Consider the following 17689-nt stretch of genomic DNA (forward strand, 5'->3'; position numbering starts at 1 on the left):
ACATGCCCCGTGCAGGACCGTGCCGGACGTACCCGCTACAGCCGCGGGTCCACCGGCTCCGACTCCAGTGCCAGCACCCCGAAGACCGCCTCGTGCACCCGCCACAGCGGCTCCCCCTCCGCCAGCCGGTCCAGCGCCTCCAGCCCCAGCGCGTACTCCCTGATCGCAAGCGACCGCTTGTGGTTCAGGAACCGCCCCCGAAGGCGCGCCAGGTTCTCCGGCCGCGTGTACTCCGGGCCGTAGATGATCCGCAGGTACTCCCGCCCCCGGCACTTGATGCCGGGCTGCACGAGCCGCCCCTTGCCGTCGCGCACAACACCACCCAGCGGCTTCACGACCATGCCCTCACCACCCCGCCCGGTCATCTCCAGCCACCAGTCCACGCCGGCCCGAACCGACTCCACGTCCCCCGTGTCGACGTACAGCCGACGCGTCGTCTGTAGCAGCCCCGTACCGTCGTGCTCCACCAGCCGGTCCAGCAGGGCGAGTTGCTCGTCGTGCGGCAGCCCGGCCAGGCTGCGGCCCTCGGTCGCCAGGACCTGGAAGGGGGCCAGCCGGACCCCGTCCAGCCCCTCCGTGGGCCAGCAGTAGCGCCGGTAGGCCGCCGTGAACGCCGAGGCGTCCGAAGCCCGTTCACGCTGGCGGGTCAGCAGGTCGCCCACGTCGACGCCCCGAGCCGCAGCGCCCTCCAGGGCGGCCAGCGCACCCGGGAACACCGCCCCCGAGGCGGCGCCCACCGCCGCGTACTGCGACCGCAGCAGCCCGCCCGCCTTCAGCGACCACGGCATCAACTCGGCGTCCAGCAGCAGCCAGTCGGTGCCCAGCTCCTCCCAAAGGCCCGCCGTGTCAGTCGCCGCCCGCACCCGACCGAGGATCTCCTCGGTCGTCGTCGGGTCGTCGACGAACGGACGCCCGGTACGCGTGTACAGCGCACCCGTCACACCCTCGGCGTCCACACCGAACCGCTTCCGAGCCACCTCCCCGTCACGGCACACCAGCACCACCGCCCGCGACCCCATGTGCTTCTCCTCGCACACGACCCGCTCGACCCCGTCCGCCCGGTACTGCTCGAACGCCTCCGCCGGGTGCTCCAGGTAGCCGTCCTCGTGCGAGGTCGCCGTCGGAGCCATCGTCGGCGGCAGGTACGGCAGCAGCCGCGGGTCCACCGCGAAACGGCTCATGACCTCCAGGGCAGCCGCCGCGTTCTCCTCGCGGACCGTGATCCGGCCCGCGTGGCGCGTCTCGACGACCCGGCGGCCGTGCACGTCCGCCAGGTCCAGCGGCCGGCCGTCGTGCCCGCCCGGTGCCTCCGGACGCAGCGGCCTGACCGGCTCGTACCAGACCTGCTCCGCCGGTACGTCGACCAACTCCCGCTCCGGCCAGCGCAGCGCGGTCAGCTTGCCGCCGAAGACGGCACCGGTGTCGAGGCAGATCGTGTTGTTGAGCCAGCTCGCCTCCGGGACGGGTGTGTGGCCGTAGACCACCGCGGCCCGGCCTCGGTAGTCCTCCGCCCAGGGGTAGCGCACGGGCAGGCCGAACTCGTCGGTCTCGCCGGTCGTTTCGCCGTACAGCGCGTGCGAGCGCACCCGGCCCGACGTACGGCCGTGGTACTTCTCGGGCAGCCCTGCGTGGCAGACCACCAGCCGGCCACCGTCGAGGACGTAGTGGCTGACCAGTCCGTCGATGAACTCCCGTACCTGGGACCGGAATTCGTCGCTCTCCTCCTCCATCTGCCCGATGGTCTCGGCGAGGCCGTGGGTGTGCTGGACCTTGCGGCCCTTGAGGTAGCGGCCGTACTTGTTCTCGTGGTTGCCGGGCACGCACAGCGCGTTGCCCGTACCGACCATGGACATCACACGGCGCAGTACGCCCGGGCTGTCCGGGCCGCGGTCGACGAGGTCGCCCACGAAGACGGCCGTACGGCCGGCCGGGTGCACGCCGTCCTCGTAGCCCAACTTGCCGAGCAGGGACTCCAGTTCGGCAGCGCAGCCGTGGATGTCACCGATGATGTCGAAGGGGCCGGTGAGGTGGGTCAGGTCGTTGTAGCGCTTCTCCGTGCGGATCTCGGCGCTCTCGATCTCCTCCACGCCACGCAGGACGTGCACCTTGCGGAATCCCTCGCGCTCCAAGTGGCGCAGGGAGCGGCGGAGTTCGCGGATGTGGCGGTGGATGACCCGGCGGGGCATGTCGGCCCGGTCGGTGCGGGAGGCGTTGCGTTCGGCGCAGACGTCGTCGGGCACGTCGAGGACGATGGCGATGGGCAGGACGTCGTACTGCCGGGCCAGCTCGATCAGCTGCTTTCGGCTGCCCTCCTGGACGTTGGTCGCGTCGACGACCGTACGACGGCCCGCCGCGAGTCGCTTGCCCGCGATGTAGTGCAGGACGTCGAAGGCGTCCCCGCTGGCGCTCTGGTCGTTCTCGTCGTCGGCGACCAGGCCTCGGCAGAAGTCCGAGGAGATGACCTCGGTCGGCTTGAAGTGCCGCCGGGCGAAAGTGGACTTGCCCGAGCCGGACGCCCCGATCAGGACGACGAGGGAGAGGTCGGTGACGGGCAGCACACGTCCCTTGTTCTCGACACTCTCGATGTTCTCGGTGCTCTCGACACTGCTCATGCTGCGTTCGCCTCCTTCTCCTTGTTGGCGGTCTCGGTCTCGGTCCTCATCGTGAACACGGCCATCTGTGTCGGCGGGCCGACCTCCGGGTCGTCCGGACCGACAGGCACGAACTCCGTCTCGTAGCCGTGCCGTTCGGCCACCGTGGCCGCCCAGGCCCGGAACTCCTCCCGCGTCCACTCGAAGCGGTGGTCGCTGTGGCGACTGTGGCCGGCCGGGAGGGTCTCCCAGCGGACGTTGTACTCGACGTTCGGTGTCGTCACGAGGACCGTGCGGGGGCGGGCCGCGCCGAACACCGCGTACTCCAGGGCGGGCAGGCGAGGCAGGTCGAGGTGTTCGACGACCTCGCACAGCACGGCGGCGTCGTATCCCTTGAGCCGCTTGTCGGTGTAGGCGAGCGAACCCTGGAGCAACTGGACGCGTGCCGCCTGCCGTTCGCCCATCCGGTCCAGCTTCAGCCGCCGTGAGGCGATGGTGAGCGCGCGCATCGACACGTCGACACCGACGATCTCGGTGAACGCGGTGTCCTTGAGCAGCGTCTGCACCAACTGGCCCTGTCCGCACCCGAGATCGAGGACCCGGGCGGCCCCGGACGTCTTCAGCGCCGCGATGATCGCGTCCCGACGCTGCACGGCGAGCGGGGTGGGCCTCTCCTCCACCTCCGTCTCCTCCTCGACCGCGTTGTCGATCTCCTCGACCTCGCTGTCGTCGGTCTCGGCGAGCCGGACCAGTTCCAGTCGCTCCATCGCCTGTCGGGTGAGCGACCAACGGCGGGACAGATAGCGGCTGGTGATCAGCTTCTGCTCCGGGTGCTCGGACAGCCAGCCCTCGCCCGCCCGCAGCAGCTTGTCGACCTCGTCGGGCGCGACCCAGTAGTGCTTGGCGTCGTCGAGGACCGGCAGCAGGACGTACAGGTGACGCAGCGCCTCGGCGAGGGTCAGCGTCTCCGATTCGAGGACGAGACGCACGTACCGCGAGTCGCCCCACTCGGGGAACTCCTGGTCCAGCGCGACCGGTTCGGCCGTCACCGTCCAGCCGAGCGGCTGGAAGAGGTTCCGTACGAGGTCGGCGCCGCCCCGGGCCGGGACCGCGGGCACCTCGATGCGCAACGGGCGCGCCTGGTCCGGGAGTTCGGGCTTCGCCCGGCACTGGCCCTTCATCGCGCTGCTGAACACGGCGCTGAGGGCGACCGCGAGCAGTGAGGAGGCCGCGTACGGGCGGTCGTTGACGTACTGCGCGAGTGCCGCGTCGGGTGCGCCGCCGCGTCCCTTGCCCTTGCCGCGCCTGACCAGTGCCACCGCGTCGACCTCCAGCAGCAGCGCGGCCGTGCAGCGCTCGGCGGACGCCTCTGGGTAGAGGACGTGCGCGGTGCCGTAGGAGGTGGAGAACGTCTGCGCGTTGTCGGGATGCTTGTGCAGCAGGTACCCGAGGTCGGTCGCGGGGCGTTCGGGGGTGCCGGTGGTGCTGATCGTCAGGAACACGGTGGTTGTACCTCGAAACGGCGTCTGTACCGCCGTACGGCTCGGGGCCGCCACGGCAGTGGATGAGCGCGCCTCGGCAGTCATGGCCCCCGAAGGTGCTCAGGGGCCTCTGACCTGCCTCGGCGCGTTTCCACAACGTACAGCGAACACTCAGAACGCACTCAGGGATTTTCGCTGCCCCCGGCGTCCACCGTGGCGTCCACCGCGGCCGTGAAGTCCCGTATGCGTTCGTTGGTCTGTTCGGCCTGGTCGATCTGCGGGGCGTGGCCGGTGCCCTGGACGATTTCGGCGCGGGCGCCCGGGATCAGGCGCGGGACGCGTTCCAGTTGCCGTCGCGGGTGGAGCAGCAGGCTGCGCTTGCCGAGGACCAGGTAGAGCGGGGTGCGGATGGTGCGCAGTTCGGCTTCGGTGAGCGGGAGAGGGGCCGGGCGGCGGATGCGGAAGGCGCGGACGGAGGCCTGGATCATGGCGCGCAGCTCCGGCACGACGAGCACCGGCTGCTCCAGCCAGGCCGCCAGGCGCGGGCGCAGCGCCTTGGGCGCGGCGGTCGCGAAAAGGCTCACGAAGATCCAGACGAAGAACCGCAGGCCCACCTTCTCCAGGCCGCCCGGGTCGAGGAGGGTCACGGAGGCGAGGCGCCCAGGTGCGCGATGGGCCTGGTTCAGGACGAGCCAGCCGCCGTACGACGAGCCCACCAGATGGACACGGTCGAGACCGAGCCCGGCGAGCGCCTCGTCCAGCCACTGGGCGGCCCGTTCGGGCTGGTGGATGGCCTCGCGCTGGACGCTGCGGCCCGGGTCGCCGGGCGTGTCGAGCGCGTACACGGGCCGGTCGGCGCTCAGCCGGGCGGTGTTCGGGTACCACATCGCGGAACAGCTGCCCGCTCCGTGGACCAGCACGATCGGGGTGCGGGAGGTGGCGGAGGGGGCCGGGCCGTAGCGGTAGACGTGCGTGGTACCGAAGCTCGTCTCGACGTCCAGTTCCTCGTCGATGGGCGCGCCCATCGCGTAGAGCGCGTCGCAGGCCGCGAAGTACCGGTCGCGGCGGGCGTCGTTCACGTACCGGCCGACGTCGGCCGGGACACGGGTCGCCGGGGTGCTGGTCGTGGCTTTGGACACGGCTGGGCCACCTCCTGAAGGGATCCGGGGGCTGCGCGGAGAGTGCAGGGGCTGCGCGCTTTCGTGATACGAACGTACCATGTTCATGGTACAGCGGTACCATCACCCAGAACCGCCGATCAACGGAGTGCCGGATGCCCAAGCGCGTGGACCATGACGAACGACGCACCGAGATCGCGCGAGCCCTGGTGCGGGTCGCGGGGCGGCGCGGGCTGCACGCCGTGGGGATGCGGGAGGTGGCGGTGGAGGCGGGGGTGTCGCTGCGGCTGGTGCAGTACTACTTCGAGACCAAGGAGAACCTGCTCCTCTACGGCTTGCGGCAGCTCGCCGTGGGGTTCGGCGAGCGCGTCGCCGCCCGGGTGCGGGCCGCCGGGGACGATCCCGGGCCGCGCGCGATGATCGAGGCCCTGCTGCTGGCCGCGCTGCCGACCGACGAGGAGAGCCGGGCGCTGCACCTCGTCTACACCTCGTACGCCGTGCTCGCCATGACCGACGAGGCGCTCGCCGCCCAGCCCTTCCTCAAGAGCCCCGACGCCGCCGAGGAGAGTCTCGCGGTACTGCTCCAGCAGGCACGGGCCGCCAGCCTGACGGCACCCGACATCGACGTACGCAAAGAGGCGGTCATGCTGCTCGCCCTGTCCGCGGGACTCGGGACCAGTGTCCTGGTGGGCCAGCGGTCGGCGGAGGACGCCGTCGCGGTTCTCGAGCATCAACTGGACCGGATCTTCCGGGAGTCGGGCCCGGCTCTTGGAGGCTAGTGCGCCTGGGCCTTGCTGGTGTCCCTGTTCGTCGCCGCCAGCAGCCGTCTCGTGAACGGATGCGCGGGATCGGCCAACACCCTTGCCACCGACCCCTGTTCGACCACCTCACCCGCGTCGAGTACGGCGATCCGGTCGGCGAGCGACGCCGTGTCCAGGTCGTGTGTGATGAGGACGACGGACAGGTCGTCGCGCTCGCGACGGAGTCCGGCGAGGACGTCGAGGAGGTCGCGCCGGGTGACCGTGTCGAGGCCGGAGGTGATCTCGTCGCAGATGAGGACGCGGGGCCGGGCCAGCAACGCCCGGGCGAGGGCGGCGCGTTGGAGTTCGCCGCCGGAGAGCCGGGCCGGGAGACGGTGGGCCTGCTCCTCGGTGAGCCCCAGTTCGGCGAGGACGGCGAGGGCCTCGGCGCCTGCGGCCGGAGCGTCGGCGCCGCGCAGCCGAACCGCCGTACGCGCGACCTGCTCGACGACCGGCCGGTACTCGTCGAAGGCGGCCCGCGCGTCCTGGAACACGTACTGCACGGCGGCCAGTTGGGCCCTTTCGCGGTCGCGCAGGCTGCGCGGGAGGGGGCTGCCGTCGAGCGTGACCCGGCCGTCATAGTTCCGGTGGAGGCCTGCCAGGCAGCGGGCGAGGGTGGTCTTGCCGCTGCCCGAACGGCCGACGACAGCCAGGCATTCACCGGCGTACAGGGCGAGTTCGGGGATGCGGAGGATCTGGGTGCGGTGGTGGCGGGCGGTGAGGTCTTGGACGTGCAGGACGGAGGCACCGGTCGGGTCGGCGGTGACACTGCCCGTCTCCGTCAACTGCGCGTGCTGGGCCAGGAGTTCGCGCGTCCACTCGTGGCGCGGCGCAAGCCATACGCGCTCCGTCGGGCCCGACTCCACGACCCGGCCCTCCCGCATCACCAGCACCTCGTCGGCCAGTGCGCGGACCACGTCGAGGTCATGGCTGAGCAGGAGCACGGCGATGCCCTGTGCGGCGACGGCCGTCAGCTCGTCGACGATGCGGCTCTTCGTCAACGCGTCCTGGCCCGTGGTGGGTTCGTCCGCTACGACGACCCGGGCGCCCAGCAGCAGCGCCTGGGCCAGGACGACGCGTTGCTGCTGGCCGCCGGAGAGCTGGTGCGGGTAGCGGCGCAACAGGCTTTCCCCATCGGGTAGTTGGGCTTCGGCCAGGGCCCGCAGCACGCGTGTGCGGGCCTCCGTCCGGCGAGCCGCCCGGGGCAGGCCCCGTACCTGGTCGCGGGCGATATCTTCGAGGAGGGCACCCACCCGGCGGGCCGGGTTGAGGACGGCGGCGGGGTGTTGGGGGACGTATCCGACCGGGCCGCCGCCGGACACCCGTACCTCGCCCGACACCCGGGCGCCGGGCGGGTGTTCGCCGAGCAGGGCCAGGCCGGTGGTGGTCTTGCCGCTGCCGGAGGCGCCCACCAGGGCGGTCACCTTGCCGGGGAGGAGACGGAGGTCGACTCCGTCGACGAGGGGACTGCCGTCGATCTCGACGCGGAGGCTCTCGATCTCGACGGCAGGGGCGACGGCAGGCTCGTTGGCTGACGCGTTGACGGGGGCGTTCATGCCTGTCGTCCCATCTCAGGAGTACGTCGGTTGTCGCCCGTACGACGGACCAGCGCCGCGTCGAAGAGCAGGTTGCTGCCCGTCGTCAGCGCGACGATCAGCAGCGCGGGCACGACCACGGCCCAGGGCTGCACGAACAGCCCGGTGCGATTGCGGTCCACCATGACGGCCCAGTCGGCGGCGTCCGGCGCGACCCCGACGCCGAGGAAGGCGGCCGTGGCCACCAGGTACAGCACACCGGTGAGCCGGATGCCCGCGTCGGCGGCGAGGGTGCGCAGGATGGAGCGGCCGACATAGCCGACGGCCATGCGCCACCAGGTCTCGCCCTGCATACGCAGCGCCTCGACGGCCGGGCGGGCGGCGGCCTCCGCTGCCGCCGCCCGGACGATCCGGGCCGCGTCCGGGATGTTGGCCAGCGCGACGAGCAGGGCGAGCCCGACCGCGCCCGGCTCGAACACCGAGGCCACGAGCAGGACGAGGAGGAGCGAGGGCACGGCGAGCAGTACGTCCAGGGGCCGCATCAGCAGCTCCTCCAGCCAACTCCGGTGCGTGAGCGCGCTGATGAGGCCGAGCGGCAGCGCCACGAGGTAGGCGAGCGCGGTCGCCGCGAGCGCGGTCAGCACCACCGGCCGGCCGCCGTGCAGCACCTGCTGCCACACGTCCCGGCCCACGAAGTCCGTGCCGAGCCAGTGCCCGTCCCCGAGCGTGAACGAGACGGCCCGTGGCCCGGGTTCACCCGCGAACAGCGGTCCCAGCAGGGCGAGTACGAGGGGTACGCCGATGACGGCGGCCCCGAACACGAAGCGCGAACGGCTCCTCACGGGGCCCGGCCGCCCCTGCGTCTCGTGGCTGGATAACAGCATTAGGCAGCCACCCCCGCCCTCGGCGCGAACCGGTGGGCGACGAGATCGGCACCCAGATTGAGGAGGACGGTGAGGACGCCGAACACCACCGCCAGCCCCTGCACCACCGGTACATCACGTTCGGCGACGGCGTTCATGAGGACGGTCCCCAGTCCCGGGATCACGAACAGCGCCTCCACGACGATGACCCCGCACAGCAACCAGTCGACGGTGCGGGCGAGTTGCTGCGCCGCCGGGGCGACGGCGTTGGGCAGGGCGTGGGCGTACCGGACGCGGACGCCCGGGATGCCGTACCGGCGCGCCTGGGCGACGTACGGCGAGTTCAGCGCGTCGACCATGCCGGCCCGGACGAGCCGGGCCAGTGAGCACACCGGCCGGGACAGCAGGACCAGGACGGGCAGGACCAGGGCAGCGGGGTGGCCGAGCAGGTCCGTGCCGTAGCCGACGGCGGTCGGCGGCAGCCAGCCCAACTGGAGCGCGAAGACGGTCACCAGGAGCACCCCGAAGGCGAACTCCGGTACGGCGTACACCCCGAGGGTGACGGAGCTGACGAGCCGGTCCACGAGCCGCCCTTCGTAGCGGGCGGCGAGCACACCGAGCCCGACTCCCAGCGGAATCAGGAGAGTTACCGTGATGGTCGCGAGCAGCAACGTCGGCCCGAAGCCGTCCTCGATGTACGTGCTGACCGGCCGTCCTGACGTCAGCGAGGTGCCGAAGTCCCCGTGCGTCAGCCCCGCCGCCCAGCCCAACAGCCGTTCGTACGCGGGCCGGTCGAGGTGCATGGCCTCACGGATGGCCGCGATGCGCGCCGGGTCGGGCTGGTCCCCGGCGAGTGCGACGGCCGCGTCGCCCGGCAGCGCCTCGGTGAGCGCGAAGACCAGCAGCACGACGGCCACGGTCTGCGCGCCCCCGAGAAGCAGCCGCCGGACGACGAAGGAGCGCAGTCCGCTCACGCCAGCCAGACCTTGTCGAACCGCGCCCAGTCGAGCGAGTTGGCGGGAGCCTTCTCCTCAACTCCCTTCACGCTCTTGGCCGTTCCGAGGATCCAGTCGGCGAACCCCCACACCAGGAACCCGCCCTCGGCGTACAGCCGGCGCTGCATCCGCTCGTACACGGCGGTCCGCCCGGTCTTGTCCTTCGTCGACTGGGCCTGCTGGTAGAGCGCGTCGAAGTCCTTGTGGTGCCACTTCGTCGCGTTGGTGGTGGAGTCGGTGAGCAGCCGCTGCGAGATGTGCGCCTCGATGGGCATGGCGCCGGAGCGGTAGCAGCAGATCGTGCCGGAGTCGAGGATGTCGCTCCAGTACGAGTCCTTGCTGCCCATCTTGACGTCGATGGTGACGCCCGCCTTGGCCGCCTGGTCGCGGAAGATCCCGGCGGCCTCGGTGAAACCGGCGGCGACGGCGGAGGTGTCCAGCGTGACCTTGAGGTTCTCTGCTCCGGCCTGCTTCAGCAGGGCCTTGGCCCGGTCGAGATCCTGGGCGCGCTGCGGGAGATCGGCCGCGTAGTACTCGTACCCCTTCCCGAACAGGTCGTTGCCGACGACACCCGCGCCGGACAGCGCGCCGTCGACGAGTTCCTGCCGGTCGGCGATGAGGAAGAAGGCCTCGCGGACCCGCTTGTCGTCGAAGGGCGCGCGGTCGGTCTTCATCGCGAACCCCTGCATGGCACTGTTGCGCAGCCGCACGATCTCGATCTGCCCCTTGCCCTCGTGGGCACGCGCGGTGGTCGGATTCAGCTCGTGGGCGTACTCGACCTGGCCGCCGAGCAGCGCGTTGACGCGCGCCGACTCCTCGTTGGCGACGACGAACTCGATCTCGTCGAGGTGCGGGGCGCCCTCCCAGTAGTCGTCGTAGCGGCGGAAGAGCGCGGAACGGCCGGGCGCGAAGGACACGAACCGGAAGGGCCCGGACCCGACGGGCTTCTTGTCGAAGTCGATTCCGGTCGCGCCGTCGGGCACGATGTACGCGCCGAACGCGGCCAGGATGTTGGGGAATTCGGCCGTCGGCCGCTTCAGCACGAACTCGATCCCGTGCGTGCCCGTGGCCCGGCTGGCGTCGAGGTCGATCGGCTCCAGGGAGGCCTTCGCCCGGAACGCCTGGTCGGGGTCGGCGATCCGCCGGTAGCTGTACAGCACGTCCTCGGCGGTGACCGCCTTGCCGTTGTGGAAGGTGGCCTGGCGCAGGGTGACCTGCCAGCGGTCCAGGGTCTTGTTGGCCTCCCACTTCTCGGCGAGGCGGGGCTGCGCGGAGAGGTCGGCGCCGTAGTCGGCGAGCTTGTCGTAGAGCGCCTTCGCCCGGGCCGCGTCGGCAAAAAGGCTGGCCAGATGCGGGTCGAGGGTCTCACTGGCACCCCCACCGGCGAAGGCCGCCCGCAGCCGCCCGCCCCGTCTGGGCGTACCGCTGCCGGAGCCGCTGTCGCCGGAGGTGTCGTCCGTGGAGTCGGCGCAGCCCGTGAGGCCGAGCGCACCGAGCGCGGCGGTACCGCCCACGGCGGCGAGGAAGCCGCGTCGGCGCAGGGCAGGAAAGTCGTACATGGGAGTCCTTCGGGGGTCGGGGGAGCGGTGAGTGGTGAGCGGTGAGCGGTGAGCGGTGAGTGTCAGTGCCGTCGGCGTGCGACGAGGTGCAACCGGTCCGCGTCGACGGCCTCGCCGGGCAACTCGCCCTCCTGCCAGGGCGGTTCGGTACGCGGTCCCGGGCCGTCGTGCAGTTCGAGTACGTCGAAGCCGTGCGCGGCGAGTACGTGCCGCAGTTCCTGCGGGAACAACAGCCGCCAGGCGGACCGCTGTTGGACGGGAGCCTTACCGTCGTCGGCCGTCCAGTCCCTCACCCGGCGCAGGAGTTGGGCGGTCCGGTCGACGGTGAGCGTGGTGACGGACCGATAGGCGGTGCCCTGCCAGGTGAACCCTCCGGCGACCGGGGTGTCGAGCAGGTCCGTACGGCCAAGGAAATAGGCCCCGTTGCGCATCTCGGCGACGAGGAGTCCACCGGGGGCGAGGGCGCGTCGGCAGGAGCCGAGGAACCCGTCGAGCTGGTCGTTGGTGTGGCAGTACAGCAGCGCGCTGTCGAGACAGACGACGGCATCGAAGGCGCCGGCGCCCAGCCCGAACCCGGTGAGATCGGCACGGACGTACTCGGGCCCCGGATACCGCTCCCGGGCGTACGCGAGCATCGGCTCGGACAGATCGGCCCCGGTGACGGTACGCCCGGCCCGATACAGATACTCGGCGTCCCGCCCCGTACCGCACCCGATGTCGAGCACCCGCGCCCCGCCACCGTGCCGACGCAGACAGTCCTCGGCCCAGCGCCCGGCGAGCCGGTCGGGGTCGGGGAAGCGGGCCTCGTACAGCTCGGGGTTGTCGGTGAGCAGGTTGCGGCTGTTCACAGGCCCTTTTCCGACTTGGCTGTTCACAGGCCGTTCCCCGGCGTGGGGGTTCACAGCGCGCTCGCCGGCGCGGGTGTTCACAGCGCGCTCGCCGTCAACCCTGTTCACAGACCGCCCGCCGCCGGCGCTGTTCACAGCTCTGTCGCCATCAGCCCGGTTCACACTGCCGCCGGCGCCAGCGGCGTTCACACCGCCCTCGCCGCCACGGCAGTTCACACCAAGACCATCGCCACGGCTGTTCACAGCACGCCCGCCGTCGGATCCGTTCACAACGCGCTCGCCATCACAGCTGTTCACAGCCCCCACCCCTCCAGCCCCGTTCACACCGCGCTCCTCTCCCCCACAGCCACCGGACTCCCCGGCAGCGCCCCCAACCGCTGTAGCCAGACCACGCCGCCCGCCGACGCCAGGCCGAACACCGTGCAGCACGCCCACGGCAGCCACTCCGCGTCGCCCCGGTCGCCGACGTCCATCGCCCAGCCGACGACCGTGTTGCCCACGGCGGCGGCGATGCCGGAGACGACGTAGAAGATGCCGAAGTAGGTGCCCGTCAGTTCGGGTCGGCCGAATCCGGGGATCAGCTCCATGACGAACGGCCCGGCCACCATCACGCCGAGGTAGAGGATCAGCGCCCCCAGCAGCACAGGTACGGCGGCCAGCCACGACGTCTCCCCCGCCCCCGGCCCTGCCCCTGATCCCGCCACCAGCATCGGCGGGACGAACGCCAGCCCCATCAGTGCCAGCCCCGCCGAGATCCAACGGGCCCTCACCCCACGGGACTTGAGGGAACGCGTGATCCGTAGTTGGAGGGCGAGGTTGGCGAGGGTGCCGACGACGAAGACCAGGCCGGCCGCGCCGTCCCAGCCGGTCGCCCGGCGGGCGCCGTCCGGGAGGAGCAGGTAGAGCTGGTTCTCCAGGGTGAACATGCCGACCATGGCGAGCGCGAACGCCACGAAAGCCCGGTTGCCCACCACCTCGCGCCAGTCCGCGAGAACCCCGCTCTTCGCGGGTTCGACCTCCCGCGCGGGCAGGACAAGTGCCTGGGCGACCGTGAGGACCGCGAAGATTCCTGCCGCCGTGAGCGCGGACGCCCGGAAGTCGACCAGGAGCAGCACGCTGCCGAGCAGCGGTCCGACCAGCGCACCCGTGGTGGCGAACACGTTGAACAGCGCGAACGCCTCCGCCTTCCGGTCCCCGGCCTCCTGCGCGAGATAGGCGCGTACGGCCGGATTGAACAGCGCCCCGGCCAGCCCGCTCAGCACGGACGCGGCCAGCAGTACCGGCAGTCCGTCGCCGAGCGCGAACATCCCGAACCCGACCGTCCGCAGCCCGCACCCGGCGATGATCACCCCGCGCGCGCCGAGCCGGTCGGCGGCGGATCCACCGATGATGAACAGGCCCTGCTGGCTGAGGTTCCGTACGCCCAGCACGATGCCGACGACCGCCGCCGACATCCCCAGGTCCTCGCCGAGATGGGTCGCGAGGTAGGGGATGAGGAGGTAGAAGCCGGTGTTGACGCCGAGTTGGTTGACGAGAAGCAGTTGGATGGCGACCGGGAAGCGCCGCATCTCACGCCACGTCTTCACGGGCCACCTCCCCGACTCCGGTCTCCTCAGCTCCGGTCTCCTCAACTCCGAGTCCAGGTCTGCCACTTGTCCGTACAACGCCGTCGGCGCCGCCGATTCCGGACCACGGGTCCCGGGCCAACAGCAGATGCCCGTCGAGGTCGATCCAGCGGGCGCGGTCGGCGAGGTGGACGGCGGGGGCGATGCCGAGGGTGCTGGCGGTGAGGCAGCCGAGCATCAACTCCGTACCGCTGCCCGCGAGAAGCCCGGCGATCCGCAGGGCCGCGTACACCCCGCCGCACTTGGCGAGCTTGACGTTGATGCCGTGCACGCGCCCGGCGAGGCGTCGCGCGTCCTCCAGGTCGACCGCGTCCTCGTCGGCGATGAGCGGCACCGGCGACCACTCGGCCAGCGCCCCGAAGGCCTCCGGGTCACCGGGGGCGACGGGCTGTTCCACGGCCTCGACGCCGAGTTCGGCGAACCGGGGCAGCAACTCCCGCGCCTGGGCGGTGTTCCAGGCCCCGTTGGGGTCGAGGAGCAGCCGTACGCCGGGCGCGGCGTCGCGGATGACGCGTACGCGCTCCACGTCGTCCTCCGGGTCCGGTGTCCCCGCCTTGACCTTGACGATCCGGAAGCCGCGCGCGGCGAGCCGTCGGGCCTCGTCGGCGGCCTGCCGCGCCGAAGTGATGCCGATCGTCCGGGCGGTGGCGGCGACGGGCCCGGCGGACGCCCCCAGCAGCCGGTGCACAGGCACCCCGGCGCGCTTGCCGACGAGGTCGAGAAGCGCGGCCTCGACGGCGGCGGTCACGGCAGCGGGCGTGTTGTCGCCGACCGCCGACTTCCCTTCCCGCAGGGCCTCAAGGGCATCCTCGGGAGACGCGTAGCCGCTCAACTCCACGCCGCCGAAGTCCCGTTGGAGGGTGTCTGCGTCGAGGCCGTAGTACACGCTGGTGACGGCCTCGCCGTGGCCGCGCAGCCCCTCGTGCTCGATGCCGAGCCATACGGCGTCGCGGGCGGCCATGGTGGAGCGGGAGATGCGCAGTGGCTCGGCGAGTTCGAGGCGGACGGTGCGCAGGCTGGCCTTCACTGGTTCCTTTCCTGCGGGGAGAGCGGGTCGGTGACGCGGGTGCAGCGCACCCAGCCGGTCGCCTCGGCGGCGCGGGGGTGCGGAATCTCGACCGGGCGGGTCGCCGCCGCGCTCGGGTCGAGGCCGTGGGCGAGGGCGAAGTCGTCGTCGTAGACGGTGCCGAGGTAGCGGTGGGGGCCGTCGGGGAAGACGGTCGCGACGACGGCGCCGGGGTGGACGCGGGCCGCCCAGGCGGCGACGCGGGCGACGGCGCCGGTGCTCCAGCCGCCGCTTACGAAGCTCTCGCGGGCGAGCCTGCGGCAGCTGTCGACGGCTTCGGCGGGGCCGACCCAGTGGACCTCGTCGAAGGCGGAGTAGGCGACGTTGCGCGGGTGGATGCTGCTGCCGAGGCCGCGCATCAGCCGGGGTCTGGCGGGCTGGCCGAAGATGGTGGAGCCGGTCGCGTCGACCCCGATGAGCCGCAGCGCGGGCCAGCGCCGGCGCAGGGGGCCGGTGATTCCGGCACTGTGTCCGCCGGTGCCGACACTGCACACCAGGATGTCCAAGTGGTCGAGCTGGGCGGTGAGTTCGGCGGCCAGGGAGGCGTATCCGGCGATGTTGTCGGGGTTGTTGTACTGGTCGGGCCAGTAGGCGCCGGGCAGTGCGGCGAGGAGTTCACGGAGGCGGGTGAGCCGGGCCGCCTGCCAGCCGCCCTGGGCCGCGGGGCGGTCGACGATCTCCAGCCGAACTCCGTGCGAGCGCAGCAACTGCCGCATGGACGGCTCCAGTTCACTGTCGCCGACCAGCACGACGGGATGCCCGAGGGCCTGCCCGGCGAAGGCGAGCCCGACGCCGAGGGTGCCGGAGGTGGACTCCACCACCGGTGCGCCGGGCCGGAGTTCGCCCCGCTCACGCGCGCCGAGCAGCATGGAGACGGCGGCGCGTGCCTTCATGCCGCCCGCTCCGAGCCCTTCGAGCTTGGCCCAGAACCCCGGGTGCGGGCCCGGGAGTTCGGCGGTGATCCTGGCCAGCGGGGTGCGGCCGAGGAGCGCGAGCAACTCGTGGCGGGCGGTGGGGACGGACCGTACGGCGGTCGTAGTGGTGGTCATCGGACACCGCCGCCGTAACAGTGGATGGTGCCGGGGCCGCCGTCGAGCCAGAAGAAGGGGTACGGCTCGGCGCACACCGCGCTCACGCCGTGCCCGAGGAAGCGGGGCAGGATCGCGCTGCCGGTCTGGGCGAACATCACCAACTGCCGTCCGTGTGCGCGCGCGTGGCGCCGCAGCGGCTCGAACGTCCCGTTGCCGAGGGTCATACCGGAGGCGAGTACGGCAGCACAGCGCCCGCTCTCCGCCTCGGCGAGGGCGTCCGTGGCCACCGGCTCGCCCCACTCCGTCGCGCCGCCCTTGAGATCGCACGCCACGTATCCGAGTCCGCGTGAACGCAGCGCCTCCAGCAGGGAGTTGACGACACCGACGACGAGGACGGTGGCCCCGGCCGGCAGGTCGAGCAGCTCCACGACGGTCTTCGCCCGGGCCCGCGACTTCGTCAGTGAGGACCCCGCCGGGAGCCGGACCGTCCGGGCGCCGTGCTCCGGGGTGTGCGGGGTGAGGTGCATGAGGTAGGCGTCGAGGGCGGCCACGCGCACGGGGAGCAGGGGGTGTTGGAGGAGCCTGGCGACGTCCGCGCCGACACAGTCGTCGATGGCGCCGTCCGGCAGCTCCCCGGGTTCGACGGCGCACGACCCGACAGCCGCGCCCAGCCGCAGGCTGAGCACCTCGTTGCGGTAGCCGCTGCCCCGCCCGTCGTGCCGTACGGCCTGCCGGGTGGCGAAGGCCACGGCGATGCGTTCCGTACGCGGATCGGGGCCGAGTTCACCGGCGAGAGCACGGGCGACGAGTTCCTCGTAGGTCACCTCGTAGGTCGCTGCGGGCGTACGCAGTCCGGCGTTCACCGGATCACCAGCCCGGCCCGCAGCGCATCCAGCAGGACGTCCACGCGGTCACGCGCGCCGAGGCCGTCCGGGTCGGCCGCCATGACATGGCCCAGGTATTCGTTGTTGCTGCCCGCCGCCTTGACGGTGGTCCCCGGCTCGGCGAGCTGCACCTCCAACACGCCTTCCTGGGCGCGGAGTTGGTCGGCGTCGGGCAGCGACTCCAGCGTCTCCAAGGTGCCCTCCGTCTCCGGGACGAGGAAGCCGATGGCCGCGCTGCGCAGGCCGGTGTCCGTGCGGCGCAGGTCGGGTGCGTGGCCGAGGGAGACGTCCACGAAGGCCGCGGCGAGATCGATGCCGGTGACATGGCGGACGAGTTCGGTGATGCGGTTGCCGGCCGGACGGGGGTTCACCTCGACGACGCGCGGCCCCGCGGAGGTCAGTTTGATCTCCGTGTGCGCCACGACACCGTCCACCAGGCCGAGCGCCTTCAGGGCGCCCAGTGCGGTCTGCTCGGCGGCCTCGGTGTCGGCTGCCGTGAGCGCGGCCGGGAACATATGGCCGGTCTCGACGAAGGCGGGCGCCCCGCCGATGCTCTTGTCGGTCACCCCGACCACCTGGACCGCGCCCGCGTACGACACGGTCTCGACGCTCACCTCGGGCCCGTCGAGCAGCTCTTCGAGGAGTACGACGGGTGGCCGCCGCTGTCCCCGCGCGTTGACCGGGAACGCGTTCAACGCCCGGCAGGCCTCGGCGAGTTGGGCCTCGTAGTCGACGCGGCGCACGTACATCCCCGCGCACAGGTCGACCGGCTTGACGACCAGCGGATAGCCGATGCCAGCCGCCTCGCGCACGATGTCGGCCCACTCCTCGCACACGGCGAAGCGCGGCCCGGGCACCCCGGCGTCCGCCAGTACGCGGCGGGTGGCGTCCTTGCGGCAGGCGTTCTCCACGGCCTCGGGGCCGGAGCCCGGCAGCCCGAGGTGTCCGGCGATCCGGGCGACCGTGGGCAGGTAGTAGTCGCACGAGGTGATCACCCCGTCGAAGCCGAGCACCCGGTGCAACTTCTCGACGTACGGCAGGAGTTCACCGAGGTCGTTGGTGTCGGCGGTGAGCACGTTGCGGGCGCCGAGCAGCGGATGTGCGGCCCCCTCGGGTGCGCCGCGCAGGTAGTGGTGCAGGTCGCGGGTGAGGAAGGTGAACTCGTGCCCGCTCTCCCGGATCGCCCGTGGCAGCAGTCTGCTCATCGATCCGACCCAGCTCTCGACCACCAGCAAATGAGCCACAACTCCCCTTTCCACCCCGGCGGTCACGCCGTCGGGGCAGCGCGAAGGC

Annotated in this window: 14 protein-coding genes; 1 reads left to right on the forward strand and 13 read right to left on the reverse strand. The window is 71.8% G+C overall.

The window, feature by feature from the left end; translation table 11 throughout:
- Window positions 1–35: 35 nt before the first annotated feature.
- The 3 genes from OG787_RS10340 to OG787_RS10350 form a co-directional block, all read right to left on the reverse strand.
- Window positions 36–2612 carry a polynucleotide kinase-phosphatase gene (locus OG787_RS10340; RefSeq protein WP_405534996.1) on the reverse strand — a complete coding sequence of 859 codons (2577 nt, stop codon included), beginning with the start codon at window positions 2610–2612 and terminating at the stop codon, window positions 36–38.
- A complete protein-coding gene (locus OG787_RS10345) occupies window positions 2609–4093 on the reverse strand; it encodes a 3' terminal RNA ribose 2'-O-methyltransferase Hen1 (RefSeq protein WP_405534997.1) in 1485 nt (494 codons plus the stop codon). Before OG787_RS10345 ends, OG787_RS10340 begins: the two co-directional genes overlap by 4 nt.
- A gap of 161 nt (window positions 4094–4254) precedes the next feature.
- Complete coding sequence (locus OG787_RS10350) at window positions 4255–5211, reverse strand: alpha/beta fold hydrolase (protein ID WP_405534998.1); 957 nt, start codon at window positions 5209–5211, stop codon at window positions 4255–4257.
- Between the two features lie 134 nt (window positions 5212–5345).
- On the opposite strand from OG787_RS10350, the gene OG787_RS10355 reads away from it, so the two are divergent.
- A complete protein-coding gene (locus OG787_RS10355) occupies window positions 5346–5969 on the forward strand; it encodes a TetR/AcrR family transcriptional regulator (protein WP_405534999.1) in 624 nt (207 codons plus the stop codon).
- On the opposite strand, the gene OG787_RS10360 is transcribed toward OG787_RS10355, so the two are convergent.
- From OG787_RS10360 to OG787_RS10405, 10 genes are all read right to left on the reverse strand, one after another.
- Window positions 5966–7546 (reverse strand): ABC transporter ATP-binding protein, encoded by a 1581-nt coding sequence (locus tag OG787_RS10360; RefSeq protein ID WP_405535000.1) that lies wholly within the window; start codon window positions 7544–7546, stop codon window positions 5966–5968. The two genes, OG787_RS10355 and OG787_RS10360, sit on opposite strands and share 4 nt — an antisense overlap.
- Entirely contained in the window at window positions 7543–8367 is an 825-nt protein-coding gene (locus OG787_RS10365) for an ABC transporter permease subunit (protein ID WP_405535001.1), read from the reverse strand. Before OG787_RS10365 ends, OG787_RS10360 begins: the two co-directional genes overlap by 4 nt.
- A 41-nt stretch (window positions 8368–8408) precedes the next feature.
- Window positions 8409–9362 (reverse strand): ABC transporter permease, encoded by a 954-nt coding sequence (locus tag OG787_RS10370; protein ID WP_369029407.1) that lies wholly within the window; start codon window positions 9360–9362, stop codon window positions 8409–8411.
- Window positions 9359–10942, reverse strand: a complete 1584-nt coding sequence (locus tag OG787_RS10375; protein ID WP_405535002.1) for an ABC transporter substrate-binding protein — start codon at window positions 10940–10942, stop codon at window positions 9359–9361. The genes OG787_RS10370 and OG787_RS10375 overlap by 4 nt, the downstream gene beginning before the upstream one ends.
- Window positions 10943–11004: 62 nt before the next feature.
- On the reverse strand, window positions 11005–11790 hold the full coding sequence (locus OG787_RS10380) for a class I SAM-dependent methyltransferase (protein ID WP_405535003.1): 786 nt from the start codon (window positions 11788–11790) through the stop codon (window positions 11005–11007).
- Between the two features lie 320 nt (window positions 11791–12110).
- Window positions 12111–13376, reverse strand: coding sequence for an MFS transporter (locus OG787_RS10385; RefSeq protein ID WP_369029404.1), 1266 nt, complete (start codon window positions 13374–13376; stop codon window positions 12111–12113).
- The gene (locus OG787_RS10390; RefSeq protein ID WP_405535004.1) at window positions 13360–14442 is read right to left on the reverse strand and encodes a dipeptide epimerase; all 1083 of its coding nucleotides are present in this window, start codon (window positions 14440–14442) and stop codon (window positions 13360–13362) included. Before OG787_RS10390 ends, OG787_RS10385 begins: the two co-directional genes overlap by 17 nt.
- Window positions 14439–15530, reverse strand: coding sequence for a PLP-dependent cysteine synthase family protein (locus OG787_RS10395; protein WP_405535006.1), 1092 nt, complete (start codon window positions 15528–15530; stop codon window positions 14439–14441). The genes OG787_RS10390 and OG787_RS10395 overlap by 4 nt, the downstream gene beginning before the upstream one ends.
- A complete protein-coding gene (locus OG787_RS10400) occupies window positions 15527–16375 on the reverse strand; it encodes a Rossmann-like domain-containing protein (protein WP_405535007.1) in 849 nt (282 codons plus the stop codon). Before OG787_RS10400 ends, OG787_RS10395 begins: the two co-directional genes overlap by 4 nt.
- A complete protein-coding gene (locus OG787_RS10405; protein ID WP_369029400.1) occupies window positions 16372–17640 on the reverse strand; it encodes an ATP-grasp domain-containing protein in 1269 nt (422 codons plus the stop codon). Before OG787_RS10405 ends, OG787_RS10400 begins: the two co-directional genes overlap by 4 nt.
- Window positions 17641–17689 lie beyond the last annotated feature (49 nt).

It is taken from the genome of Streptomyces sp. NBC_00075 (assembly GCF_045041225.1).
In the GTDB taxonomy this organism is placed as follows: Bacteria; Actinomycetota; Actinomycetes; order Streptomycetales; family Streptomycetaceae; genus Streptomyces; species Streptomyces adonidis.